Origin of the sequence: Pseudomonas sp. NBB, from assembly GCF_032701105.1 — a bacterium.
Lineage (GTDB): Bacteria > Pseudomonadota > Gammaproteobacteria > Pseudomonadales > Pseudomonadaceae > Aquipseudomonas > Aquipseudomonas asiatica.
Window position 1 is genome coordinate 4,621,352 of record NZ_CP103994.1, and the last position, 21,608, is coordinate 4,642,959.

At 56.1% G+C, this 21,608-nt stretch carries 18 protein-coding genes and 2 pseudogenes; 10 read left to right on the top strand and 10 right to left on the bottom strand.

Annotated features, from left to right (window positions below):
• Positions 1-13 precede the first annotated feature (13 nt).
• The 3 genes from NY023_RS21435 to NY023_RS21445 form a co-directional block, all read right to left on the bottom strand.
• The gene (locus tag NY023_RS21435) at positions 14-1,186 is read right to left on the bottom strand and encodes an aromatic amino acid transport family protein (RefSeq protein ID WP_410479895.1); all 1,173 of its coding nucleotides are present in this window, start codon (positions 1,184-1,186) and stop codon (positions 14-16) included.
• Positions 1,187-1,294: 108 nt separating this feature from the next.
• Positions 1,295-1,642, bottom strand: coding sequence for a cupin domain-containing protein (locus tag NY023_RS21440; protein ID WP_013973883.1), 348 nt, complete (start codon positions 1,640-1,642; stop codon positions 1,295-1,297).
• Between the two features lie 11 nt (positions 1,643-1,653).
• The gene (locus NY023_RS21445; protein ID WP_013973884.1) at positions 1,654-3,060 is read right to left on the bottom strand and encodes an NAD(P)/FAD-dependent oxidoreductase; all 1,407 of its coding nucleotides are present in this window, start codon (positions 3,058-3,060) and stop codon (positions 1,654-1,656) included.
• A gap of 1,194 nt (positions 3,061-4,254) precedes the next feature.
• On the opposite strand from NY023_RS21445, the pseudogene NY023_RS21450 reads away from it, so the two are divergent.
• Positions 4,255-4,743 (top strand): annotated as a pseudogene (locus tag NY023_RS21450) (IS5/IS1182 family transposase); the annotation flags it as partial.
• 657 nt (positions 4,744-5,400) lie between these two features.
• On the opposite strand, the gene NY023_RS21455 reads toward NY023_RS21450, so the two are convergent.
• A complete protein-coding gene (locus NY023_RS21455; protein ID WP_024087623.1) occupies positions 5,401-6,405 on the bottom strand; it encodes an AraC family transcriptional regulator in 1,005 nt (334 codons plus the stop codon).
• Between the two features lie 1,204 nt (positions 6,406-7,609).
• On the opposite strand from NY023_RS21455, the gene NY023_RS21460 reads away from it, so the two are divergent.
• From NY023_RS21460 to NY023_RS21485, 6 genes and pseudogenes are all read left to right on the top strand, one after another.
• Entirely contained in the window at positions 7,610-8,326 is a 717-nt protein-coding gene (locus tag NY023_RS21460) for a TetR/AcrR family transcriptional regulator (RefSeq protein ID WP_024087624.1), read from the top strand.
• 284 nt (positions 8,327-8,610) lie between these two features.
• Complete coding sequence (locus NY023_RS21465) at positions 8,611-9,009, top strand: nuclear transport factor 2 family protein (RefSeq protein WP_024087625.1); 399 nt, start codon at positions 8,611-8,613, stop codon at positions 9,007-9,009.
• A 580-nt stretch (positions 9,010-9,589) separates the two neighbouring features.
• On the top strand, positions 9,590-10,336 hold the full coding sequence (locus NY023_RS21470; protein ID WP_024087626.1) for a hypothetical protein: 747 nt from the start codon (positions 9,590-9,592) through the stop codon (positions 10,334-10,336).
• A gap of 264 nt (positions 10,337-10,600) precedes the next feature.
• Positions 10,601-12,100 carry an IS21 family transposase gene (gene istA, locus NY023_RS21475; RefSeq protein ID WP_169725187.1) on the top strand — a complete coding sequence of 500 codons (1,500 nt, stop codon included), beginning with the start codon at positions 10,601-10,603 and terminating at the stop codon, positions 12,098-12,100.
• Positions 12,093-12,894: pseudogene (gene istB, locus NY023_RS21480) on the top strand (IS21-like element helper ATPase IstB). The gene istA and the pseudogene istB overlap by 8 nt, the downstream one beginning before the upstream one ends.
• Before the next feature lie 158 nt (positions 12,895-13,052).
• Positions 13,053-13,589 (top strand): Bro-N domain-containing protein, encoded by a 537-nt coding sequence (locus tag NY023_RS21485; protein WP_013973888.1) that lies wholly within the window; start codon positions 13,053-13,055, stop codon positions 13,587-13,589.
• A 460-nt stretch (positions 13,590-14,049) separates the two neighbouring features.
• Here the strand turns inward: NY023_RS21485 and NY023_RS21490 are convergent, their stop codons facing one another.
• Both NY023_RS21490 and NY023_RS21495 read right to left on the bottom strand, forming a co-directional pair.
• The gene (locus NY023_RS21490; protein ID WP_003259732.1) at positions 14,050-14,511 is read right to left on the bottom strand and encodes a hypothetical protein; all 462 of its coding nucleotides are present in this window, start codon (positions 14,509-14,511) and stop codon (positions 14,050-14,052) included.
• A 31-nt stretch (positions 14,512-14,542) separates the two neighbouring features.
• A complete protein-coding gene (locus NY023_RS21495; RefSeq protein ID WP_013973889.1) occupies positions 14,543-14,998 on the bottom strand; it encodes a hypothetical protein in 456 nt (151 codons plus the stop codon).
• Positions 14,999-15,503: 505 nt separating this feature from the next.
• On the opposite strand from NY023_RS21495, the gene NY023_RS21500 reads away from it, so the two are divergent.
• From NY023_RS21500 to NY023_RS21510, 3 genes are all read left to right on the top strand, one after another.
• On the top strand, positions 15,504-15,704 hold the full coding sequence (locus NY023_RS21500) for a hypothetical protein (protein WP_013973890.1): 201 nt from the start codon (positions 15,504-15,506) through the stop codon (positions 15,702-15,704).
• Positions 15,705-15,783: 79 nt separating this feature from the next.
• Complete coding sequence (locus NY023_RS21505) at positions 15,784-16,431, top strand: hypothetical protein (RefSeq protein WP_238531254.1); 648 nt, start codon at positions 15,784-15,786, stop codon at positions 16,429-16,431.
• Between the two features lie 72 nt (positions 16,432-16,503).
• Positions 16,504-17,094: a hypothetical protein gene (locus NY023_RS21510; protein WP_169775184.1), complete on the top strand. Its 591-nt coding sequence runs from the start codon at positions 16,504-16,506 to the stop codon at positions 17,092-17,094.
• 1 nt (position 17,095) lies between these two features.
• Here NY023_RS21510 and NY023_RS21515 read toward each other — a convergent pair whose 3' ends face one another.
• The 4 genes from NY023_RS21515 to NY023_RS21530 form a co-directional block, all read right to left on the bottom strand.
• Positions 17,096-17,992 (bottom strand): LysR family transcriptional regulator, encoded by an 897-nt coding sequence (locus NY023_RS21515; protein WP_013973893.1) that lies wholly within the window; start codon positions 17,990-17,992, stop codon positions 17,096-17,098.
• A 112-nt stretch (positions 17,993-18,104) separates the two neighbouring features.
• Positions 18,105-20,141 (bottom strand): pyridoxamine 5'-phosphate oxidase family protein, encoded by a 2,037-nt coding sequence (locus NY023_RS21520; protein WP_013973894.1) that lies wholly within the window; start codon positions 20,139-20,141, stop codon positions 18,105-18,107.
• A 27-nt stretch (positions 20,142-20,168) separates the two neighbouring features.
• Positions 20,169-20,798: a glutathione S-transferase family protein gene (locus NY023_RS21525; protein ID WP_013973895.1), complete on the bottom strand. Its 630-nt coding sequence runs from the start codon at positions 20,796-20,798 to the stop codon at positions 20,169-20,171.
• 220 nt (positions 20,799-21,018) lie between these two features.
• A complete protein-coding gene (locus NY023_RS21530; protein WP_013973896.1) occupies positions 21,019-21,570 on the bottom strand; it encodes a UPF0149 family protein in 552 nt (183 codons plus the stop codon).
• Between the last annotated feature and the right edge of the window lie 38 nt (positions 21,571-21,608).

Here is a 21,608-nt window from a genome sequence, read left to right on the forward strand (position 1 = left end):
TTGCCTCGAGTCATTACCAACTGGCAGGCAGCATTCCTATGGCTGATAGCACGGCGTAGACGCCACTCGAGGCGAAGACCAGGATAATACCGGCTTGCATGAGTGGATGAGCATACCAGCCACACTTGAACGCCGGTTCCTTATCGCCACGTTTGCGTGCGGCATTAAGCAAAAGGATTGGAATAATACCCATGAGTACGCCGCCGAAGGTTCCAGCAAAATACAGCGCGTTGACAAAGCCGCTGATACCCGAGTATGCCAGGATGAACGGCGGGATTGCCACCACAGCCAATACCATGAGTCGCTTGCCACGATGGCTTTCGTCACCGAGCCGGAAGTGGTCGAAAATGTTGGTGAACAGGCATCCACCAAGCCCCCAGTAGGAGGTCAACATCGCAAGCAAGGCAAAAGTGTTGGCAACATAGTAGGCCCACTGACCCAGCGACCGCCCCCAACTGAGCGTAGCCACTTCACTGAGGTTTTCAGTGCCTACTAGCGCGATCACTGAAGCAGGAATGGCGGCCACCACAACGAAAGTCAGCAGCATACCGCCGATGATCAGGCGTGGGACACGCTTGGGTGAATCCAGGTTACCGCGCACTAGTTCTGGCACCAGGAATTGCGCGCCGAAAACAAATACAGCTAAGTTGAAAACCGGCACCACGTATTGCCACTGGCTTTGCCATAGATGCATGAAACGAGTGTCGTCATGGACCACGGTTGCGCCTATCAGCAAGCAGACAATCATCACCATACCGACGCTGATCAACTTTTCCGCACCGCCCAAGGCCTTCAGTCCCAGATACAGCACCAACGCCGAAGGTATGAAGAACAGCAAGCTGCCCATTTGCCGGCTCAAACCGAACCGACTGAAGAAGTCGGTAAGAATGTTGCCGCTGCCAGTCATGTATGCAACAAGAGCGCCATAGCTATTGGCGGCAACGGCGATGAAAATCAGCCAGCCGCCGAAAGCTCCGAGATACTTACGTGACAGGCCACTTAGCTGCTTGTTCTCACAGGTGCGAAGGCACGCTTCGGCGACATAAAGCATGGTAATGATGCAGAACAGGCACGTAATCGCCAGACACACCAGCAGGGGCGCATAGCCGACTTTGCGCGCAGCGAAGGCCATGCTGAGTACGCCTGCACCAATGTTGGTGCCGATGATGATGCCAATGGTTTCCATCCGGCCAAGGGCATGAGCTTTCAACCCCGAGGATTCTTCAATGTGTTGTTGTGTACCCACTTCTTGTTACCTCGTCTTGTTATGTGGGAGGAGTGGCAGACAAATGACTCACTCAAGAATCAGGTATGTCTTGCGAAGGTTCTGGTGAATGACCCAAGTGCCTTGGCTGTTGGCAGGAAAGTACAGCGCGTCACCTGCGCTGAAATTGACAGACTCACCAGTGTCTGGCGTAAAACAGCCAGCGCCGCTGACGATGTAGCTGTACTCGGCCTGGACCACTTGACGTCGGAAGCTGCCAGGGCTGCATTCCCAGACACCAACAGAACCACGGGCGTCCGGCAGCTCCAGGTGCGCAGCGATGCGTGCTTGTGCTACGAGCTCCTGCTCCGAACTGCCGAGAGTAATAGCTTCGCCGAAGGTCAGCGGCGCACTGGCAGGGATACGAACAATCGACATGGTTTACTTCCTCAGGCTTTGTCTTCGAGTCCAGCCGGTGCAAAGCGAGCCAGGAAAAGATCGAGAGCGGCTGGAGTGTTACCGGCTAGTTCCGAGCGTTCTTTGCGCATTACGGCGTTGCGCACAAGAGAGCCGCCCCAATAACGAATCGGCTCAGGCGGGAACGTGCGGCAGCTACGCTCCACCAGCGAGCAGGAGCTCCAGAAATCCGTGCGCCCCAGGGTCAAACTGGCGAGAATGCGTCCGCCCACTCGACTCGGGCCGACCCCGTTGCCGCTCCAGCCGATGCCATAATGTATGTTCTCTTGGCTATTGAGCCGACCGAACACCGGCAGGCTGTCGTAGGTTCGGTCAATCGGGCCAGACCACTGCGCGGCGATGCATGCATCGTCGAGCATGGGATAGGTACGGCGTAGGTCCGCTTCGACGAGTGCCAAACTCTGCATATCCTCGCTGAACACATCGCCGATTTTCGAACCGAAGCTCAAGGCGCCTGTGCCTTTACCAAAGACGATGCGGCCGTCGCGCGTGGTGCGGTAATAATCCACCATCAATTGCGAGTCGGTTACGGCTTCGCCTCCGGTCCAGCCGATTTGCTTGAGGCGTTGCGGGATAGCCTCGGTGGTCACGATAGAGCTGTTGACCGGCACGACCACTTTCGCCAGAGCTGGTATTGTTGCTGCCCAAGCATTGACCGCAAGCACGACCGAACGGGCACGAATAGCGGCATGAGCGGTTTTTACCAAGGCTGGTTGACCCGGCTCGATGTCGGTCACCCCCGTCCCTTCATGAATCTCGACGCCATTGGCCAACGCAACCTGCCGCATACCCTCAACCAGTAACGCGGGCTGCACGGTGGCATTACTACGCTCGAATACACCTGCTAGGTGTACCGCCGAACCGCTGCGTCGCGCCACCTCGCGGGGATCCAGACGCTCGAATGGACGTACGCCGAGGCGCTCGCAGGCGGCAAGGGTGCCGTTCCATGTGTCGACGTGTTGTTGGGTCGTTGCGGTCCATAGCCAGCCGCTCTGCTGGAAATGGGCATCAATACCATATCGCTCACAAAATTCGCCCAGTTCCGTGATTGCTTGCTCGGCACTACGCCCCAGGAAGAGGGCTTGCTCGTCATTACAGAAGCCGCGCAGGGTGCCAATCTTCGGCCACCAAGACATGACAAAACCACCGTTGCGACCTGAGGCGCCCCCCCCGCAGACGTGCTGTTCAAGTAGCATCACGCGGGCGTCCGGCTCATGTTCCTTGATCGTTATCGCAGTCCAGAGCCCAACAAACCCGCCACCAATTATGGCAACGTCAACGGCATGCTCGCCCTTAAGAGGCAGCGTTGCGCCGTCGGTCAAGGCAGTCGCTGCCATCCAGTGGCTTGGTTTCAAGGGCGGGGTAATATTTAGCTTCATTCTGAGCCCTGGTCAGTGGAATTTGGGCCAGTTTCGATGAGCTTGAGCAGGGCGACAATTAGACTCAATTAGGAAAACACGTTAGACGCTCATACGATCGTACAAGTGAATCGTTTTGCTTTTGCAGAGTTGATGAAGGAGCGGTTTGACCGTTGACGGCTTTTGCATAGAAGCGCGCACTTCCGTTGTTAGTCAGGTTTTCCCCAGAGCCTGGATCGATGGCTGCCCTCGCATCGACCGCGTGGGAGGGGATTCCAAATCCGGAATATCCGATCAGGAGCAGCCAGCCCTATTGTATGTGTATGCCTGAAATGCACCAGAGCCAGCAACAAGCCAAGCGGATGGGTTTGTGATCTTACCTCAGCGGCCAATAAGGCGTGGTCGACATCCAAACCGCAACCTCTACTGTTGACGCACGAGCTTGCAAAGTAATGGCGGAATCCACGGCCCGCCGCCACGTGCGGTCAATCTCCGAGATAGGATATCGATCAACACATAATTTTAACTGGTATCCGGTGGCAAGACGTTAAGGGATATCGACAATTAGGGGGCAGACTCTATGAGTCTACCAGTCATGGTTGCCAACAGAGTCGCCGAGAGGTTTGAGCTAATACTTATTGGTCGCCTGGACTTGCGACCCGGCAGAGGCGAGTCATCAGTAGAAATATCGAATAATCGCGACCTCCATGTTTCAAGCTGACGCCCACTGCAGCCAGGACGGCCTCCAGCTGAGTTGGGAGCCCCATATCGCGGAAGCCTCAAGCGGCGCTCACTCTTCCAATAACACATTTTACTGAGAGACTTAAGACAAACTTAACAAAAGCAGTCGCAATATCCATAGCTTCAGCATGTGTGACCAGGCGTTACGATATCAAAGCGATATCACACAGAGTTTGATGTCGAGCCATCATCGCAGCGCCATGGAATCGATCATTTGTTGACGATTTCTCATGCCCTACCCCTCCTCGTACCGTTACGCTGAATGTGATGGCAAGATTGGCCATCGTGGGGTGATTGGTGAGATTTAGGAATTCTCTGAACAATTCAGTAGACGCACTGAACTTTGTCGATCCTTGATTCGAGCTACCTATCAGCCAGATGGGCTTTTTCGGCTTTGAATACGCCGGCAAGCGTAAGCAGCCCCCGGGAACGCTTCCTTGCCGAGATGGATCAGGACGTGCTCTAGATCGATTTGCGGTCATCAATGGCTACTTGCAGGAGAGAGGTCTGTCGCCGCGTGAGGGCACGATCGTCGATGCCACCGTTATTCATACCGCAGTTTGACCGAGAACGAAGATGGACAGCGCGATCCCGAAATGCATCAGACCAAGAAAAGTAACCAGCATTTCTTGGGGCTGAAGGCTCATATCGGCACCGATCCCGAGTCGAGACTGACTAATCACGTTTCATGGCGCGGCGGACAATAATGGCCGATGCACGGCACAGCACGTATTTCATGCTAAATAAACGCAGCGTGCTCTACAAGGCCAAGCGCAAGCTCGAGCACTGAAAAGCTCAGACAAGGGCCGCAGTCGAGCATCCGCTCGGGTGATCAAGCGTCATTTCGGCTACGTGAACGCGCGCTGTCGTGGGCTGATGAACGACACAGCGCAGCTGTCCACGCTGTTCGCCCAGTCAAATCTGTGGATGGCTCGAAAACAGCTCACGGGCATGGGTGAGTGAGGCTCCTGGCGCCAAAGGGCGGGCGCAAACTCCTTCCCTGTACTAATCATGGTGCGTTTTTCAGCGAATAACGTGGTTTGCTGGGGGATTCTTCAACTTGCCGATAAAATGTGCCAAGTTGATTGGCGCATCTCTAGGTGCATTAATTGAACAAGATGCATTACACGGAGGCCTGTTGCAGAATATGCTGAGAGTTTTTCTTGACAAAACCGTTTTTTTGGCAAAATGGTCCTAAACACCTGTATACAAGCAAACGCTGATTTACCGTATTAAAGCGATCAAGGTGCGTTCGCTAGATGTAACAGTGGACGTCGCAATTCTTTGGAGAGCCATAAGCGCGGCAGAAACTGGAGTGGTTTTGTTTGAGCGAATGAAAGCCTGACTTACCCGCCAAGTCTGAACGGATAGATACGACTTCCGTGGTTACATAATAGACGGATCGATGACACTCGCTCGCTGGTCGATACGGTAGCTTATTTTACTTGATAAAAGCGACCTTGCCAAGCGCGCCGATTTATTACGCGCTTAAGCGGGCATAAGTAGATATTTTTTATCCAAAAAGCAACCTCCAAGACCAACACCGTAAAACAAAGGAAATCTTTCAATCTATAACAGCCTACAACAGGACAAGTATCAAATTAAAAATGCCATTAGATATCAAAGCATGCGTTTATTATAAGTATTTCGGTACTCCATCGGCGTTAATCCAGTCCAGCGACGGAACGCCCGACTGAATGCGCTTAGTTGAGAGTAACCAAGCTCAGAAGCTATATCTGTAAGGTTTTTTTCGCTATTCTTAAGATGATCAATAGCCGTGTTTCTCCGTATATCGTCAACAAGGTGCAGGAAATCGACACCCTCCTCTCTGCAGCGGCGCTGTAGCGTTCTCTCACTCATATGCATAGCGTCCGCCACCTCTGCCAATGTCGGCACCCCGTCAGCCAGCTTGCGCCCGACGATATGTGATACCCTGACAATTACGCTGCGTTCCACCCGGCGCTCCAATAGCCTTTCCTTTAAATATTGCATAGAAAGGCGATACAATCTGGGATCGGCATCAACGATTGGAATGGCCAACACCGAACGGCTAAACATGATCGAATTTATAGATTGTTGGAATTTGGGAGCTACACCAAAAACCTCTTTATATAGTTTCGCCCCAGCAGATCCGGAGTGTTCAAATCGGACCTGTTTCGCTTTTATTTCCATGCCTGTTGCTTCACGAAGCATTATAATAATTGCCGTTATAGAAAACTCAGAATCTTGCCGACGATACCCTATAGAAGAGTCGATCAAACGATAGCTAAGCCCAATAGCGTCACTTGTCTCGACGAACCTTTCTTCTACAGCTTGGGAGAAAACATTGACAAAACCAGCCATAACGTTCAGAAAAGTCGCTACATCTGGAGCATTGCGAACCGCGTGGCCAAATATCCCCCAGTTACGTGACCGAAGCTTCATTGCCATATGTATGCCAATAAAATCATCTTGCTCTTTGGAAATCAGCTCTAATAATTCGACGAATTTTCGATCCGGTATTTCCATATCCGGATCTGCCAATATTGATTTTTCGAGACCGACCCGTTCAAGATAAGGCTCAATGAGCTCTTGAAAAGGACTGAGTACTGTCTCCGCGATCTGGGTTGTGTCTCTTCCACTCATTTGGCAGCTCCGAATTCTTGTTATTTCTAGATGTATCGTGACTGACGTTTATACGATTAAGTCCATTGAGTATTTTTTCTCAGACGAGAATATTGGTGCCAGGCCGACCTACGCGAGGGGCCAAAATCCTCCCCCAAGCTGGCGAGCTCTCTGCTTCAGCAGCTAACGTCGTGAATTCCGCTCTAGCGCTTCCATGGGCGTCATTTCGCAACGCTCGCATCACCTGTGAGATAATGCGCCACAGATCACAGTGTTATCAATACCTTAGTAAATTCAACATCCTAGATGATGCCAGCGGCTAATTGCACCTCGTGACGCATCAAACCAGCCCGAATGCATCGAACCAGTTTTCTGGTGCCTCACTGAATGTTGACAATCAACATCCCTCAGCCTCAAAACTCAATGCACGTCCCGGTCCTGGGACGTTCGGGAGACGAGAGGAGACTGGTGAATGACGTCACTAGACCGCACAGCAATATCCCACACGAGTCCGGCCTTCAGACGTCTCACCATTCCCGGAGCCTCAGCTCATTCCGCTGTTATCTGGGACGAATGAGAAACTGGTGAGACTCGCGCCCTACCGCACGCCATACCCCCGGCTACAGCTATGCGCTCAATTGGACTCATCACTAGAGCTCTTACGCTTCCCCGAACCGGACCTGCGTGCTGCGTCCCCGCGTGGTACTGCCTCAATCTGAGAACCTCTCGCGAAAGGTCTTAGAGCCCTCCCACCTTCAAGCTAGATATCCAGCCCCGTACATTGACAGGTGATGCTCGCAACAAAAGCTTCGACGTTCGAATAACCAACAAAAGACATATCAGAACAATTGAACGAGTATAGATAGCTCGATATCCGCGAAGTATAAATAATTAATAGCCAAGAGTATCGGCAAGCTTTCTAAAAATATAATCAAGCCCGAGCAGTACGGGCTATGCTTTACTTTAGAGCAGTCCCCCCCCACCGAGAGACACACTTAAATTACACATCCTGCCAGCTAATGACTTACACCCTAACAGCAACAACATTAGCCCGACAATCTATTAGCGCAAGCGTTCTGGTGAAATGCAAGATTAGAATATGCTCATACTTCCTAGTTAAACATCCTCCCCCCCCAAATCTCACCATGTCAACCGAGGGTATTTAAAACCCTAAATTTTCAATGTATAATCCCCTGATTATTTTATAATCCAGCTGGAAAATCCTATGGCAGACTCGAAATCAGCACAAAATTCCGCAGTTGGGCCTAAACTCGGTAGGCGCCGATTCTCTGAACTCGGCGAGGTCGTTAATAAAGAGCTCATCTTAAATGAGGCTGAAAAGGTTTTCGCTATGCACGGGTTCCTAGGAGCGACCCTTAAGCAAATAGCGCAAAACTCAAACGTTACTCAAGCACTAATTACTTATTACTACGGAACGAAACAGAATCTTTTTATGGAAGTATATCGACGGGGATTGTCCGATATAGACAAGAAGCGTCAGAACTACCTTGATGAACTTAAATCCCGTCCTGAAGGCTATAATACCTATGACATCGTGCGAACCTACTTAAGACCACAATTTGAACACAGGGAAGGAGGACAAGCATGGATGCATTTTGCACGCTTGCAGTCCCGGCTAGCTAGCGAACCTGAAGAGGTGGCCGTACCCTTGAGGAAAGAGCTATATGATCATACATTAAAGGCCTTCATTCATGAAATTATGGAATGTGAGGGTGAAGACGACGCAGCTGCCGTGAGTTGGGGAGCAGTATTTATGGTTTCCATGATTCTTTATATGCTGAGAGGCGTTGATCGTATTGGTGAGCTTACTGACGGACACCTTCACGCAGAATCAGAAGATGACATTGTTGAAAGAATGACGATATTTATCACGGGCGGCATCAACTCTCTCAAGCAAGCAACTCAAGACAAGTATAAATAAAATTTCACTTCAATAGATCTCCCAAGTGCCACTCAAGGGGCAGACAACTCCGCCCCCTGAAATTTACTACTCATACTGCACTCGACGCTCATATGCAATTTTTTTGGTATTTCACCCTCTCCATCTGCAAATATAACGAACTCTGCACCAACCACAAAAAATCAATGTCGCGCCGAGTCAAAAAATTTGGCGTTTGATGTCAATCCCCAGCAGACATACTGTGTTTATGATTATAGACCGTCGCAGTGGCGGTTAAATAACTTTTAATGCAAAGGTGATTTGAATTGGATAACACGACATCTTCCGAAAGAGCAACGCTGACGCAAGCGACCCAGAGGTTTGTTGAGGCAAATAATGCCGTTAATCTCGAGGTCGTCATGGCTTTTTTTAGCGATGACGCAGTCTACGAAGATATCTATGGTGGGAGCCATATCGGTAAGGTGGAAATACGTCAGGCCTTGGCACCTTTTTTTGACGGTTCTTTCGGAAAAATTGAGTATGTAGGAGAGGATCTTTTCGTTGATGCTGATTCGAGCAAAATAATGATACGGTGGCGGTGCGATATGCATCTGAATGGAGTATCCACATCGTTGCGAGGGCTAGATCTTCTACATTTCCGTGAAGGTAAAATTATTGCGAAACTTGCTTATAGCAAGGCTAAGGAAGCGCTCTTTCAGTCTTGAGTCTGTCCTTCCCACCAGCATATATCGCTTCATACCTTGGCGTCATTTACGACTCTAGACTATTAACGGATAGAATGGGCTCCGAATACGCTCCTACTTGTGCTAGATGGCGGCACTCACCGGCTAGAAGATGAGTGCCACGCTGGTCCGACTAGGAAATAAGCTGTCAGTCTTAAGATGCTAGCGTCGGAAGACAAATGCTCACTTCTGACAGATGACCAGTTTTATTAGCGAGACTTTTCGACATGCACTGGACTAATCATTTTCTTCCTAAACCGTCCCAACTGCACAGCTGCTTGGACACATAAAAAAACCAGAAACGATGCCAGGCCGATAGTTCATATCAATATCCGCGATTTACAAATTACATCATTTTTCGTGAATTATTCCCTGATAGAAAATCGCCCTAGTCGAGGCAATACCTCTACAACGTTTAATTATTTGAACTGCAAAGAAAGAGACAATGACGACTTAGTTACTCACTGCGATATTAGGACAGCAACCGCACGGAAGCCTTGGCCATGACCGCCAACATTTAGACTGTACCTAGCGGGGCCTGCCCTTTTTAAAAGGCTGCCCTATGTACACATCGAACGGATTCAATCCTCTTGCCAAGCTGTTCTATAGACCCATTGACGTTGCAATCCGCTGGTGCGACTTAATCGCTTTTGAAACCCAGATCCTCGGGTCCTCGTGGGAGTGCCCTGCTCTACTCGCCAAAGCTTTCCCGCAGTGGCCATGCCTACACGCTACTACTGAAAAAATTCTCGACGCGATTCGAAATCATGAGCTACGTTATGGCGCTTTAGGTACGACCGTTCCCTCAGGCACGCCAATTGATTACAAACTGCTGACCATCAGGCATTCGGACCTGAAATGGTGGATGTTCAACCACCATCCGGATCAGCGACCGTTTTTTTTATTTGGCCTCCCTACTGAGCAGGAAAATATACGCTACGAGACATACCTGACCTTGCAAGCAGATAGAGAAGCGCTAGAAGTACAATTAAAAGCAGCCGAAGCAACACTTCAGACGCTAATGATCGAACTTCAGTCCGCAGGTATAGAACGCGAGAACCTACGCGCACTTGCTGAAAATGGAAAGCACCTCAGCGACCAAAGCAAAGCAAGCTTTCTTAACGTGATCGGAGCATTGGTAAACACGATGCTGAGCTCATCCGAGGCAGGAAGACGACATTCGATATTCGACAACCAAGCAGCCATCGTCGATTCTATAACTGCACATTACAGTGGCGTGCCAGGGTTGAGTAAGCGTTCGCTGGACGAGAAATTTGCAGCCGGCAGGCGTAGCCTTTCCCGAACATAATTTGGAGTATTGCACTGCAACCCTCTTGATTGCGTTGCAATGACATTGTTCACTTTCAGATGTTGAATTCAGGTTACTTCCCATCACGCGCCAACCAGCGCCAGGAGTGACCAGAATGTCCAGCCAAGACTCACTCGTCACTGGAACACTGTTGCCGCTGACCGAAAACTGACCCAGTTTCGCCCGTTGTGCTGACTGAAAACTGACCCAGGTGTTCCACTGCACCTGCTCAATTTTTGAGCAGGAGAACACAGGGTGATCAGCATGGAAATGATGGGCAAAATTCGGCGGATGTATTTCCGCGACAAGCTGTCGTTGCATGAGATAGCCAAGCGCACCGGACTGTCGCGCAACACCATCCGAAAATGGGTCAGAGCGCCGGAGTCCAAACAGCCGGTTTATCAGCGTCGAGCCGTGTTCAACAAGCTCAGTCCCTTTCACGAGATGTTGGAGCAAGCGCTGCGGGCTGATGCCTTAAGGGCCAAGCAACATCGTCGCAGTGCCAAGGCGCTGCTGGCCATGATCCGCGCTGAAGGCTATGACGGCGGCTACAGCCAGCTCACTGCCTTCGTTCGTCATTGGCGCGGAGAGCAAGGCAAGGCGGTACGGGCATTTGTGCCGTTGGCATTCGCCTTGGGCGAGGCCTTCCAGTTCGATTGGAGCGAGGAAGGCCTGCTGGTTGGCGGTGTTTTCAGGCGCGTCCAGGTCGCGCACATGAAGCTATGTGCCAGCCGAGCTTTCTGGCTAGTGGCCTATCCCAGCCAAGGGCATGAAATGCTGTTCGATGCCCATACCCGCTCATTCGCCGCCTTAGGTGGCGTGCCGCGTCGCGGCATCTACGACAACATGAAAACTGCGGTCGACAAGGTCTCCAAGGGTAAAGGCCGCACGGTCAATGCTCGCTTCATGGTGATGTGCTCGCACTACCTGTTCGACCCGGACTTCTGCAACGTAGCGTCCGGCTGGGAAAAAGGTATCGTCGAAAAGAATGTCCAAGACAGTCGGCGCCGCATCTGGCTGTCCGCCCGCGACAATACTTTCCATAGCTTCGAAGAGTTGAATGCCTGGCTTGCCCAGCGCTGCCGGGCTCTCTGGCATGAGCTGATTCATCCGCAGTACAACGGCCTTACCGTCGCAGAAGTCTTGGAATTGGAGCGCGTCGAAATGATGCCGATGCCGACGCCTTTCGACGGATATGTAGAACGCACGGTTCGCGTTTCCAGCACCTGTCTGATCAACGTGGCTCGCAACCGCTATTCAGTACCCTGTGAGCGTGTTGGCCAGTGGGTCAGCAGTCGGCTCTATCCCTCGCGAATCGTCGTGATTGCCGATGAGGGTGTGATTGCTAGCCATGAGCGCCTGTTTGATCGCGATCAGGTCAGCTACGACTGGCAACACTACATCCCCCTCATTGAACGCAAACCGGGGGCCCTACGCAATGGTGCCCCGTTTGCCGATCTGCCTAAGCCACTACGCCTGCTCAGGCGCGGGCTGCTGCGGAATCTACAGGGTGACCGGGTTATGACCCAGGTCTTGGCCGCCGTGCCCATCGCTGGCCTGGATGCTGTTCTCGTAGCGGTTGAGCTGGTTTTGGAGTCTGGCAGCCTGAGCGCTGACCACATCCTCAACATCGTGGCCCGTCTGACCGCTCGTGAAGCACCACCCTCGGTCGAAACCAACCTGCAACTGAACGTTACCCCTGTTGCCAATACCGCACGCTATGACCGGTTGCGCAGCACGGATGAGGAGGTGCGCAATGCGTGATCTCACAGAGGAACTCAAAGACTTACGCCTGCACGGCATGGCCGATGCCTGGGCAGAGCTGGCCGCACAAGGCGAATCTTCCACTGCGTCATCGAAATGGCTGATCGAGCATCTCCTTGATCAAGAGCACGCCGACCGAGCAGTACGCTCGGTGCATCATCAGATGAGCATGGCGAAACTGCCCATGCACCGTGACCTGGCTGGCTTCGACTTCGGTGTATCCAGCGCCGATGTCCGATTGATCAGGGAACTGTCCACTCTGGCCTTCACCGACACAGCGCAAAATGTGGTGTTCATCGGTGGCCCTGGCACCGGTTAAAACGCACCTCGCTACTGCCTTGGCAGTGGCCGGCAACACCCAACATAACAAGCGTGTGCGTTTTCACTCCACAGTCGATCTGGTCAACCTGCTGGAGCGTGAAAAACATGAGGGCAAGACAGGGCGTATCGCCCGAGGACTACTGCGTGCAGATCTGGTAATCCTTGATGAGCTTGGCTACCTACCTTTCAGTCAGAGCGGCGGAGCCCTGCTGTTCCACCTGCTTTCGAAGCTTTACGAGCACACCAGCGTGATCATCACCACCAACCTCAGCTTCGCCGAGTGGTCGAGCGTATTTGGCGACGCCAAGATGACCACGGCCTTGCTCGACCGATTGACACACCACTGCCACATCGTCGAGACGGGGAATGAATCATACCGCCTGCAAAACAGCACCTTGGTGGCCAAGACCAAGATCCAGGCGAGGGAGCGCAGACGGCAGGATGTCGAGGAATCGGAGGACGACCCGTTTTGACCTCTTTGGGCTGGCCTTGCTGAGTGCAGGGTCAGCACTTTCACGACGCTGTCGACTGCTAGGCTTATCCACAATTGCCGGGGTCTAAATCGGCAAGCAGCCCTGGGTCATTTTTCAATCGGCAGGGTGGGTCAGTTTTCAATCAGCGCCGACACAAGATGAACAGTTTCAATACACCTACCCTATTCACCCGCCGCAACCGCCCACTCCACACCCTCTGGCTCGAATCCCAAGCCTGGTTCTGCGCCCACGAACTCGGCCGGCTGAGTGGTCACTTCTACGACGAACACTGCATGCGCAAACTCGACCCGGATCAGTACCGCTCCGTGCAGTTGCTGCGCTATGGCAAGTACCAGGAAACCACGATGGTCAGCGAATCCGGGGCGTATACCTTGTTGGCGCATCACCATGTGCCGGAGAACCGGCATTTGCGCTGGTGGCTGACGCATGAGGTGGTGGCGGTGCTGCGTGATCGGCAGGCGGACGGGATGGAGGATGTCCCGCGACTGGAGCAGATGTGCTGGCCTGGGGGGCGGAGCGCGACGTTGTTGTATTGGCAGAGTGAGCCTTGGGTGAGGATGCGGGATATGCCGGTGGTGCTGGCTGGGGAAGTGCAACAGCTGCCGCCGGTAGAGAAACCGAAGTTGAGTTGGCGGGAGTGTGCGCAGCGGGCGCTGCGGTTGCATGGGGTTTAAGCGGCGGGTTTGCCTGGGCGGGCCTCTTCGCGGGTGAACCCGCTCCCACAGGTACTGCGCTGGCTTCGAGCTCACGCTGTACCTGTGGGAGCGGCCGTGGCCGCGAGCACCGGCGCAGCCGGTGCCATGCACCGCACCGCCTGCTTCGCGGGCTTGCCCGCTCCCACAGGTACTGCGTTGGCTTCGGGTTCACGCTGTACCTGTGGGAGCGGCCGTGGCCGCGAACACCGGCGCAGCCGGTGCCATGCACCGCACCGCCTGCTTCGCGGGCTTGCCCGCTCCCACAGGTACTGCGTTGGCTTCGGGTTCACGCTGTACCTGTGGGAGCGGCTTTAGCCGCGAACACCGGCGCAGCCGGTGCCATACACCGCGTCGCCTGCTTCGCGGGCTTGCCCGCTCCCACAAATGCCGGTGACATCCACAGCTAGTTCATTTGCCTGTCTATAACACCACTGCCCTGCTACTTCCCCTCCCCAACCGGCTCCACCCGCTGCACCACGATCTGCATATGGGTCGCCATGTCAGTCAGTATCACCTCCCCTTCCTTGTACTCCGGGGTGATCATCAGCGAGCGGATAAAATGCTCGTTGCCGCCCTCGCGCTTTTGCACGTTCTCGAACGCCACGATGACCGTGTCGTTGCGCCAGTTGCTGATGTCGAAACCGCCCGCAGCAACGAACTCACTAATGTCGCGCTCGTCGTTGAAGACATTGGCAGGCAGGATCAGCAAGCGGTCCTTGAGAAACACCTCGTAGTACTGACGTGGCCCCACCGGCCAGTTCTGCGCCACCACGTGCTCGATGCGCCAGTGATGGACATTGTTCTCATAAACCACCACGCGCTCGACCTTGTGCCCGTTGCACGCAGCAAGCAATGGCAACAGCAAACCAGCGAACCCGACACGCATGCGGCGCAAATTCATCCAGAAGCCTCGTTACATCAGCGAAAACACGTTACTTGGCAGCTTTCGCCGCCTGCCGGTTGGCCCTGCGAATGTCCCGGTAGCCCACCAGGCGCACGCGCATTTCCCGGTAGCGCTGGGTATTGATGACCAGCAAGGCCAGCAGCCCGAGCAGCAAAACAGAGACGTAGCCGCCCATGTGCGGCCGGTAAGCGTAGCTGGGCAACGCAGCCAACACGGCCAGCCCGTTCAGGCCGATCAGCCCCCGCAGGCCCCAGGCGTATCCACGCACCAGCGCGATATGCGAAGCGGCGCTCACCGCGCATGCCAGCGCCAATGCCAGCACCGACAGCGACCGGTCCGGGCTGCGCAGCCAGGTGGAGAACACCAGTGAAACACTGCCGCCAATGGCGAAGCAGGACAGCAGCAACTCGGCGATGAAAACGCCGAAATAGCGGGAAAGAAATCTTTGCAGTTCCTGACCCTTTTGAAACTTCGATCCATTCATATGAGTGAGCACTGTCGTCCTTGAAAACCGTAGAGCGCGGCTAGCTTACCTTGACAATTGCGAATGAATAAACCATAAAACCCGACTTCGAAGTGCCTGCCAGCGCGATATCACTTTGGCACTTTATGTAAGTTTCGCACCTGTGCACATTAACAACTCCGCACAGGTACACGCCCTCCCCAGGGCCGATAGGAGATCGAATTCTGGTGAATGAATCGCCGTTGCTTTCAGCGCTGTTCCCGCAGGCCGGTTCTGGGGAACTGAAATGAAGCGTGTGTCCAAAGCCCTGCCGACGCTGCTGGCTGCAATCGCCCTGAATGCATGCGCGCAGGCGCCCGCCCCGTCATCGAATGCGGGGCCTGAAGTTATCCTTGCCGGGCACAAGCTTGCACTTGTGAACCACGAAGGTCGTTGCGCACTGCGCAGCTCCGATGCATCACTGCTAGAGTTGGACATGCCCTGGCCCTGCCAATTCAGCCCGGATAGGGATGGAGGCAAGCCTCGCGTGGAACAGTTCAATGGTGTACAGATCATCATTGTCAGGCATGTGCAGCCCGCCCCGTCGCTGCCCGGAGGTTGCGATAGCCAGTACCAGGCTGTTCGCCAGATGGGCAACCGCCTCGAGCCTTCCATCCTGGCACGTGGCGCCAGTTGCTCGAGCGGCCCTGTGGACCAGAAAAACTTCGTAGGGCTGTTCGAGTGGTAACCAAAATCGCTGACTACCCGTCGCTACGCCAGGTCGTCCGCAAGCGCAAAGGGTGTTACCAGCCATGAAGAAAATCCTCTTGTCCCAACAAGATCGCGGCTTCGGCCAGATCGGTGGCGCGGCTTTGCTCAAGGACCTGTCCTTGTGGCCGAGAAACCCTGAAACCGGCATGTTGCTGACGCCCATCCTGACCCTGAGCGAGCACTTCCAACCGGCCATGTTCGTCCCACCAGGCATGGCCATCACGGTTTTCCTCGCCGTCGAGCAACATCAGGATGGCAGTTTCAGCCGCCCTCTCCAACGTCGCTATACGGTCAATCAACAAATCGAACTGCTGAACGTCCTCAGTAGCGAATTTAACCGGGTCATCCTGCACGAACTCGCCAGCCAGCCGCTGGAACCCGCCAATCCCCCCTTGCTGCTGGAGCGAGCGTTCATCGATTTCGAAGAAATGACTGACGAGGAGCATGACGAGGAACATCAGGATGAGGACAGCGGGATCGGCCTGAGCAAACCCAGCGGTAGGCCCTGCTGGCTGCAGGACCCGATCTATGAACCAACGCGCTACATGTTCATGATGCAACTGATAGATGCTGACGTGGCCGAAGCCAGCCCTCAGCATGCGGGGCTGTTCGGCGAAGGTAACGGCTATCTGTTCGTGGACATGCAGGCACGCCGTGGCAAGCAAGGCGACGACGCCGGTTTCTTCTTCATTCAGTTCGCCTGAATGACCAGCCAGGATCAAGGTCCGCCCATGAACATAGCTACGGCACGAACGGCAAGATCTCGGGGGCCTGGTATGAATATCTACCATTTAGACAACGCGCCAACGCCCTGGGGAGACTGGGGCGCAGCACTGGTCCAGGGCATGATCGCCTGGGACGAAGATACCGATGTAGACAGCATCAAGCGGGCCGGGCCGTACACTCCGGCTGCGTATATCCGTTCGGGTTCGCTGGTGCTCACCCAGCCGGTCAAGGAAGCCCTGGAAAAAGGCGGCCTGAAGGGGGTCGGGCGTTACGAGCACCTGGAGAAGACCCATATCGTTCACATCGACTGGCTGCATTGGGATACCAGCAAGCCCATTACCGATTACCTCGATCTGGAAGGCGGGCCGAGCTCGATCATCGACTCCCTGCCGCATGACCCTGGGCTTGCCAAGCGCATGCCGGAGTACTGGCAGGCATTCGTGGTGGGCAAGCTCAACCTGCTCAAGGACCCGCAGTATGACCCTGCCGACCTTGGCCAGTATCTCAAGGTGCTCAAGGCCGACGAGCAAGCCGATTTCTTCAAAGGGGATGTCTATCGTGGCTACTTCCTGAGCGAACGCGCCAAGGAGTGGCTGGAACAGCAGTGCCCGGGTTGCTTTACATTCACCCTGCTCGGTTGAATCAGTCCAGCTGCCGAGCCCTCAGCGCCTGCGCCAGCATGTCAATGAAGGCGCGGACCTTGGCCGAACCGTACTTGCTCTCCCGGTGCAGTATATGGATTGGCCACGGCGCCTCTTCGTATTCGGCAAGGATCACCTGCAACTGCCCACTGGCCACCTCATCCGCGACCTGATACGACAGCAGGCGGGCAATGCCCAACCCGCCGCTGGCGGCAGCGATTGCCCCGTCATTGCTGGTCACCATCAAGCGAGGCTTCATGCGCACCAGAGTCGGCTCATCGGTCACCCCGAAACGCCAGCCGGCTCGCGGCGACAGGTTGGTGGTGCCGATCACCGCATGCTCCGCCAGGTCGGACGGGTGCTTCGGCACGCCGTGGCGCGCCAGGTACTCGGGAGAGGCGCACAGCATGCGCCGGACCCTGCCCACCCGCAGTGCTTTGAGCCCGGAGTCGGGCAAGGGGCCGATACGAACGGCCACATCCATGCCCTCTTCGACCATGTTGACGATGCGGTCGAGGAAGTAGGCGGAAACGTCAACCTCGGGGTACTGCTGCAGGTAGTGGACGATGCACGGCATGACGAACTTCTTGCCGAACAGGATGGGCGCGGTGACGGCCAGGTCGCCCTTGGGCGTGGCGTTGATGCCGGCGGCGGCTTCGTTGGCCTCGTTGATGCTGGCGAGGATATGCCGGGTGTCTTCCAGATAGCGGCCACCGGCTTCGGTCAGGCGTACGCTACGGGTGGTGCGCAGCAGCAGTTTGACCCCCAGCTGATCCTCCAGGGCGCTGACGGCACGGGTGACCGCAGCTGGGGAGATGTCCAGGCGGCGGGCAGCGGCGGCGAAGCTTTCCAGCTCGCCTACGGCGACGAACACCTTCATCAGGTGGATCTGGTCCATGCGGGCTCCTGAGCGCTATGAGATGCCGGGATTATCTTTCATCTGAGCGTTTTGTGTTGCCTGTGCCGGCCTTTTCGCGGGCGAGCCCGCGAAAGGGCCGGGACAAGCTACCTTACAGATCCAGCACCAACGCCTGCGCCCCCTCCTCCGACCGGGCCGGCACGGCACAGCAGATCAACACCGACCCCGCCTCCGGCAGCTCGGCCGGCGGGTTCGGGTAATGCACCTGGCCACTGACCAACCGGGTCTTGCAGGTACCACACGACCCACCTCGGCAACTGAACTCCGGCGACAATCCGCGAGCCTCGGCCAGCTCCAGCAGCGTCCCGCCACCGGGCGCCCAGCGCGCCTCCTTGGCCGAAGCCGCAAAGTACACCGGCACCGGCTCACTGGCCGCGGGCGGCTGTTGCAGGGTGGGCTGGTCATCGTCGGTGTGCCGCCGGAGCGTCGACGGGCCAAAGGCTTCGGCATGAATCCGCGCATCCGGCACATGCAGCCCGCGCAGCCCTTCATACAGGTCCTGGGTAAAACTGCCTGGGCCGCACAGGTAGAAATCGTAGTCGTCCAGCGCCAGCGTCGCCTTGACCTGCTCGATACCCAGCCGACCGGCAAACTCGTAATCACGCCCCGCCAGCGCATGCTCTTCCGGCTGGCTCAGGGCGCGGTACACGTGCAGCAGGCCGCCGGCCTGTTGCCGCAAACTTGCCAGCTCCTCACGGAACGGCAGGTCGGCCAGGCTGCGCGCACCATGGAACAGATGAATGCGCCGTGCCTGCCCCTTGCTCAACTGCTCGCGCAGCATGGCCAGTAACGGCGTGATACCCACACCCGCGCCGATCAGCACCAGCGGCCGCGTACTCTGCAGGTCCAGCGTGAAGCTGCCCATCGGCGAGCGCACGTTCAGCACATCGCCTGCCACGACGTGCTCATGCAGGTGCCGCGAGGCCCGACCCTGGGCTTTGACGCTGATGCGCAGGTAACCGTCGGAAGGCGCGCTGGACAGGCTGTAGGTGCGGATCAGCGCCGCCTCACCGTCGAGCTGGACTTGCACCGGAACATGCTGCCCCGGGGCAAAGGCCATCGCAATGCCAGCAGGAGGCTCAAGGTAGAACGAGCGGATATCACGGCTTTCCTGCTCCACCCGCAGCACACGCCAGGCCTGCCATTGGCGCTGCCGCTGGCGTTGCTGCAGGCGTATGTCGGCCTCGGCCCAGGTGCCGGTCATCAGGCTGGTCGGGGCGTACTCCTTGAAGGCCCAACGCAGGGAAACGGCAGCCGGGCGCCGTACCACCTGCTCGACCTCCAGCGTCCACAAGCGCTCGGCGCCTTCGAACGCCTGGATGGCGGGGCTGTCCAGCAGCAACTCGGCATGCCCGTATAGCTGCAACACGTTGCCGTTGCTGAAATCGATGAATAGCAACCCTGCTTGCGGGTTCACCAGCAGGTTGCCCAAGGTGTTGAAGTGCAGGTTGCCAGCATAGTCGGGAATGGTCAGGCGGTTGCCTTCGACCTTGATGAACCCGGGCCGCCCGCCACGGTGGGAGACATCCACCGAACGCTGGCCGTCGACATGCTCGACATAGCTGGCGACAAAGAAGGTGTCGGCTGCCTGGATCATGCTGACAGCCGAGGCATCGAGTGTCGTCGCATCGACACGCCCCTGGGCGGGTTCCGCGACACGGGTGTAGTCACGCAGCTGGATGTACTGCGGGCAGTTGCCGAACGACTGCTCCACAGTCACCTGCAGTTGCCCGTCGCCGGCCTGGTGGATCTGGCCGTTGAGGCGGTTGCGCCGGCGGGTATGCAATTCGATCCCCAGCAGGCCGACCGCCTGCCCGGCAGCCAGCCCCGGGGTGGCGGGATCGTCTGCTGGCAGTTGAGTGTCGATCGTCAGCTGGCGCGGGTCCGGCGAGCTGACGAAACCTTCCGGCCCTTCCAGCAGCGTTGCCCAGGGCCGCCCCAGTGCGTCCACGCTGGCGGCAACCATGAACGGCAACTGGTGATAGAAAATACGATGCTGGTCGGGCATGTAGTCACGAATGACCTTCTGCCCGAACGCCTCCATGCGCTCCGCGACACCGGCTTTTTCCTGCAGGGTCTTCTCCCCCGAATGCCAGGGCGAGGAGTGGTGGTCCGGGTTCTGTTGCATGGCGGCGTTCCTCGCAGTGGCGGGATATCAGGCGCTGGTCTGCAGGCCGATCACGGTGCGTGGCATGGGCACGAAGCGCGGCAGCGCCTCGATCCGCGCCAGCCAGCTGCGTACGTTGGCATAGGGCTCCAGCGACACATTGCCCTCCGGTGCGTGGGCGATGTAGGAGTAGTTGGCGATATCGGCGATGGTGGGTGTGCTACCGGCCAGGAAGGGCGTTTTGGCCAGCTGGGCGTCGATCACCTTCAGCAGGGTATGGGCGCGGGTAATCACTTCGTCGGTGTTGAACGAGGCTCCGAACACCGTGACCAGACGCGCGGCAGCAGGGCCGAAGGCCAACGGGCCGGCAGCGACCGACAGCCAGCGCTGGACGCGGGCGGCGGCAGCGGGTTCCTCGGGGAGCCAGGTGCCGTTGTCGTACTTCTTGGCCAAGTACACCAGGATGGCATTGGAGTCAGCGATCACCGTGCCGTTGTCGTCGATGACCGGGACCTGGCCGAACGGGTTGAGGGCCAGGAAGTCCGGCTGCTTGTGCGCGCCTTTGGCCAGATCGACGAACACCAGCTCGGTGGGCAGGTTCAGCAGCGAAAGCATCAGCTCGATGCGATGGGCGTGGCCGGACTTGGGGAAGTTGTAAAGCTTGATCGGGTTCGACATGGGCTTGGCTCCTGATCAGCACCGGGGTGGGCTGGTGGAGCACATGCTGCACCGGTTCGGCTGGCAGCAGAATCCGTGTGGCGGGGAAACCATAATTTCGCGGAGCGGAATAATGGAAGTATCCAGATCCGCGTATGCTCTGTGTAGGAGCGGTCCTATCGCGACACAAGGCCGCTCCTACAAACCGATATTGGCCGGTACTATCAAGGCAGGTGCAAGATCAGTGCAGCTTGTTGAAATACCGGAACAACCCACGCGCAGCCTCGATCACCTGCGGCACACAGGCCTGGATGTCCTCTTCGCTCATCTGGTCCAGCAGCTCGAAGTTGTCCTCGAGCCCATGCAGCGAAATGGCCTTGAGCAGTCGGTCCTGCTCCGGCGGCAGCTCGGCCCAGCCAGCGACCTGGGTGCCGCGCATATAGCCGAAGCACCATTCCTCCATCACGACCACCGTGCCTGCCTCGCCTTCACTTTCCTCGAACAGCGGCTCGAAGTGATCGACGTCGTCCCCCAACTCCTCCGCCACCTGGCTGGCATAGCGCAGCATCAATGCCGTATACGCCTCTTCATGCGCCGGCTTCTTGAATTTCGGCACCTTGCCGCCAGCCACCGCGGGCAGCCACTGTTCCGGGGTGACAGTGGTCGGTGAGCTAGCCAGTGCAGTGAAAAAGCCATTGAGCTCGGCCAGGTTGAGTACCGAGTAGTCATTGCCGTAGGTGATCAACAGGTCTTCGAGGCGGTCGAGTTCTTTTTCGCTGAGTGCGGGGAGCATGGGTGAACATCCTGGGAAGCAAAAGTGTGTGCACCCTA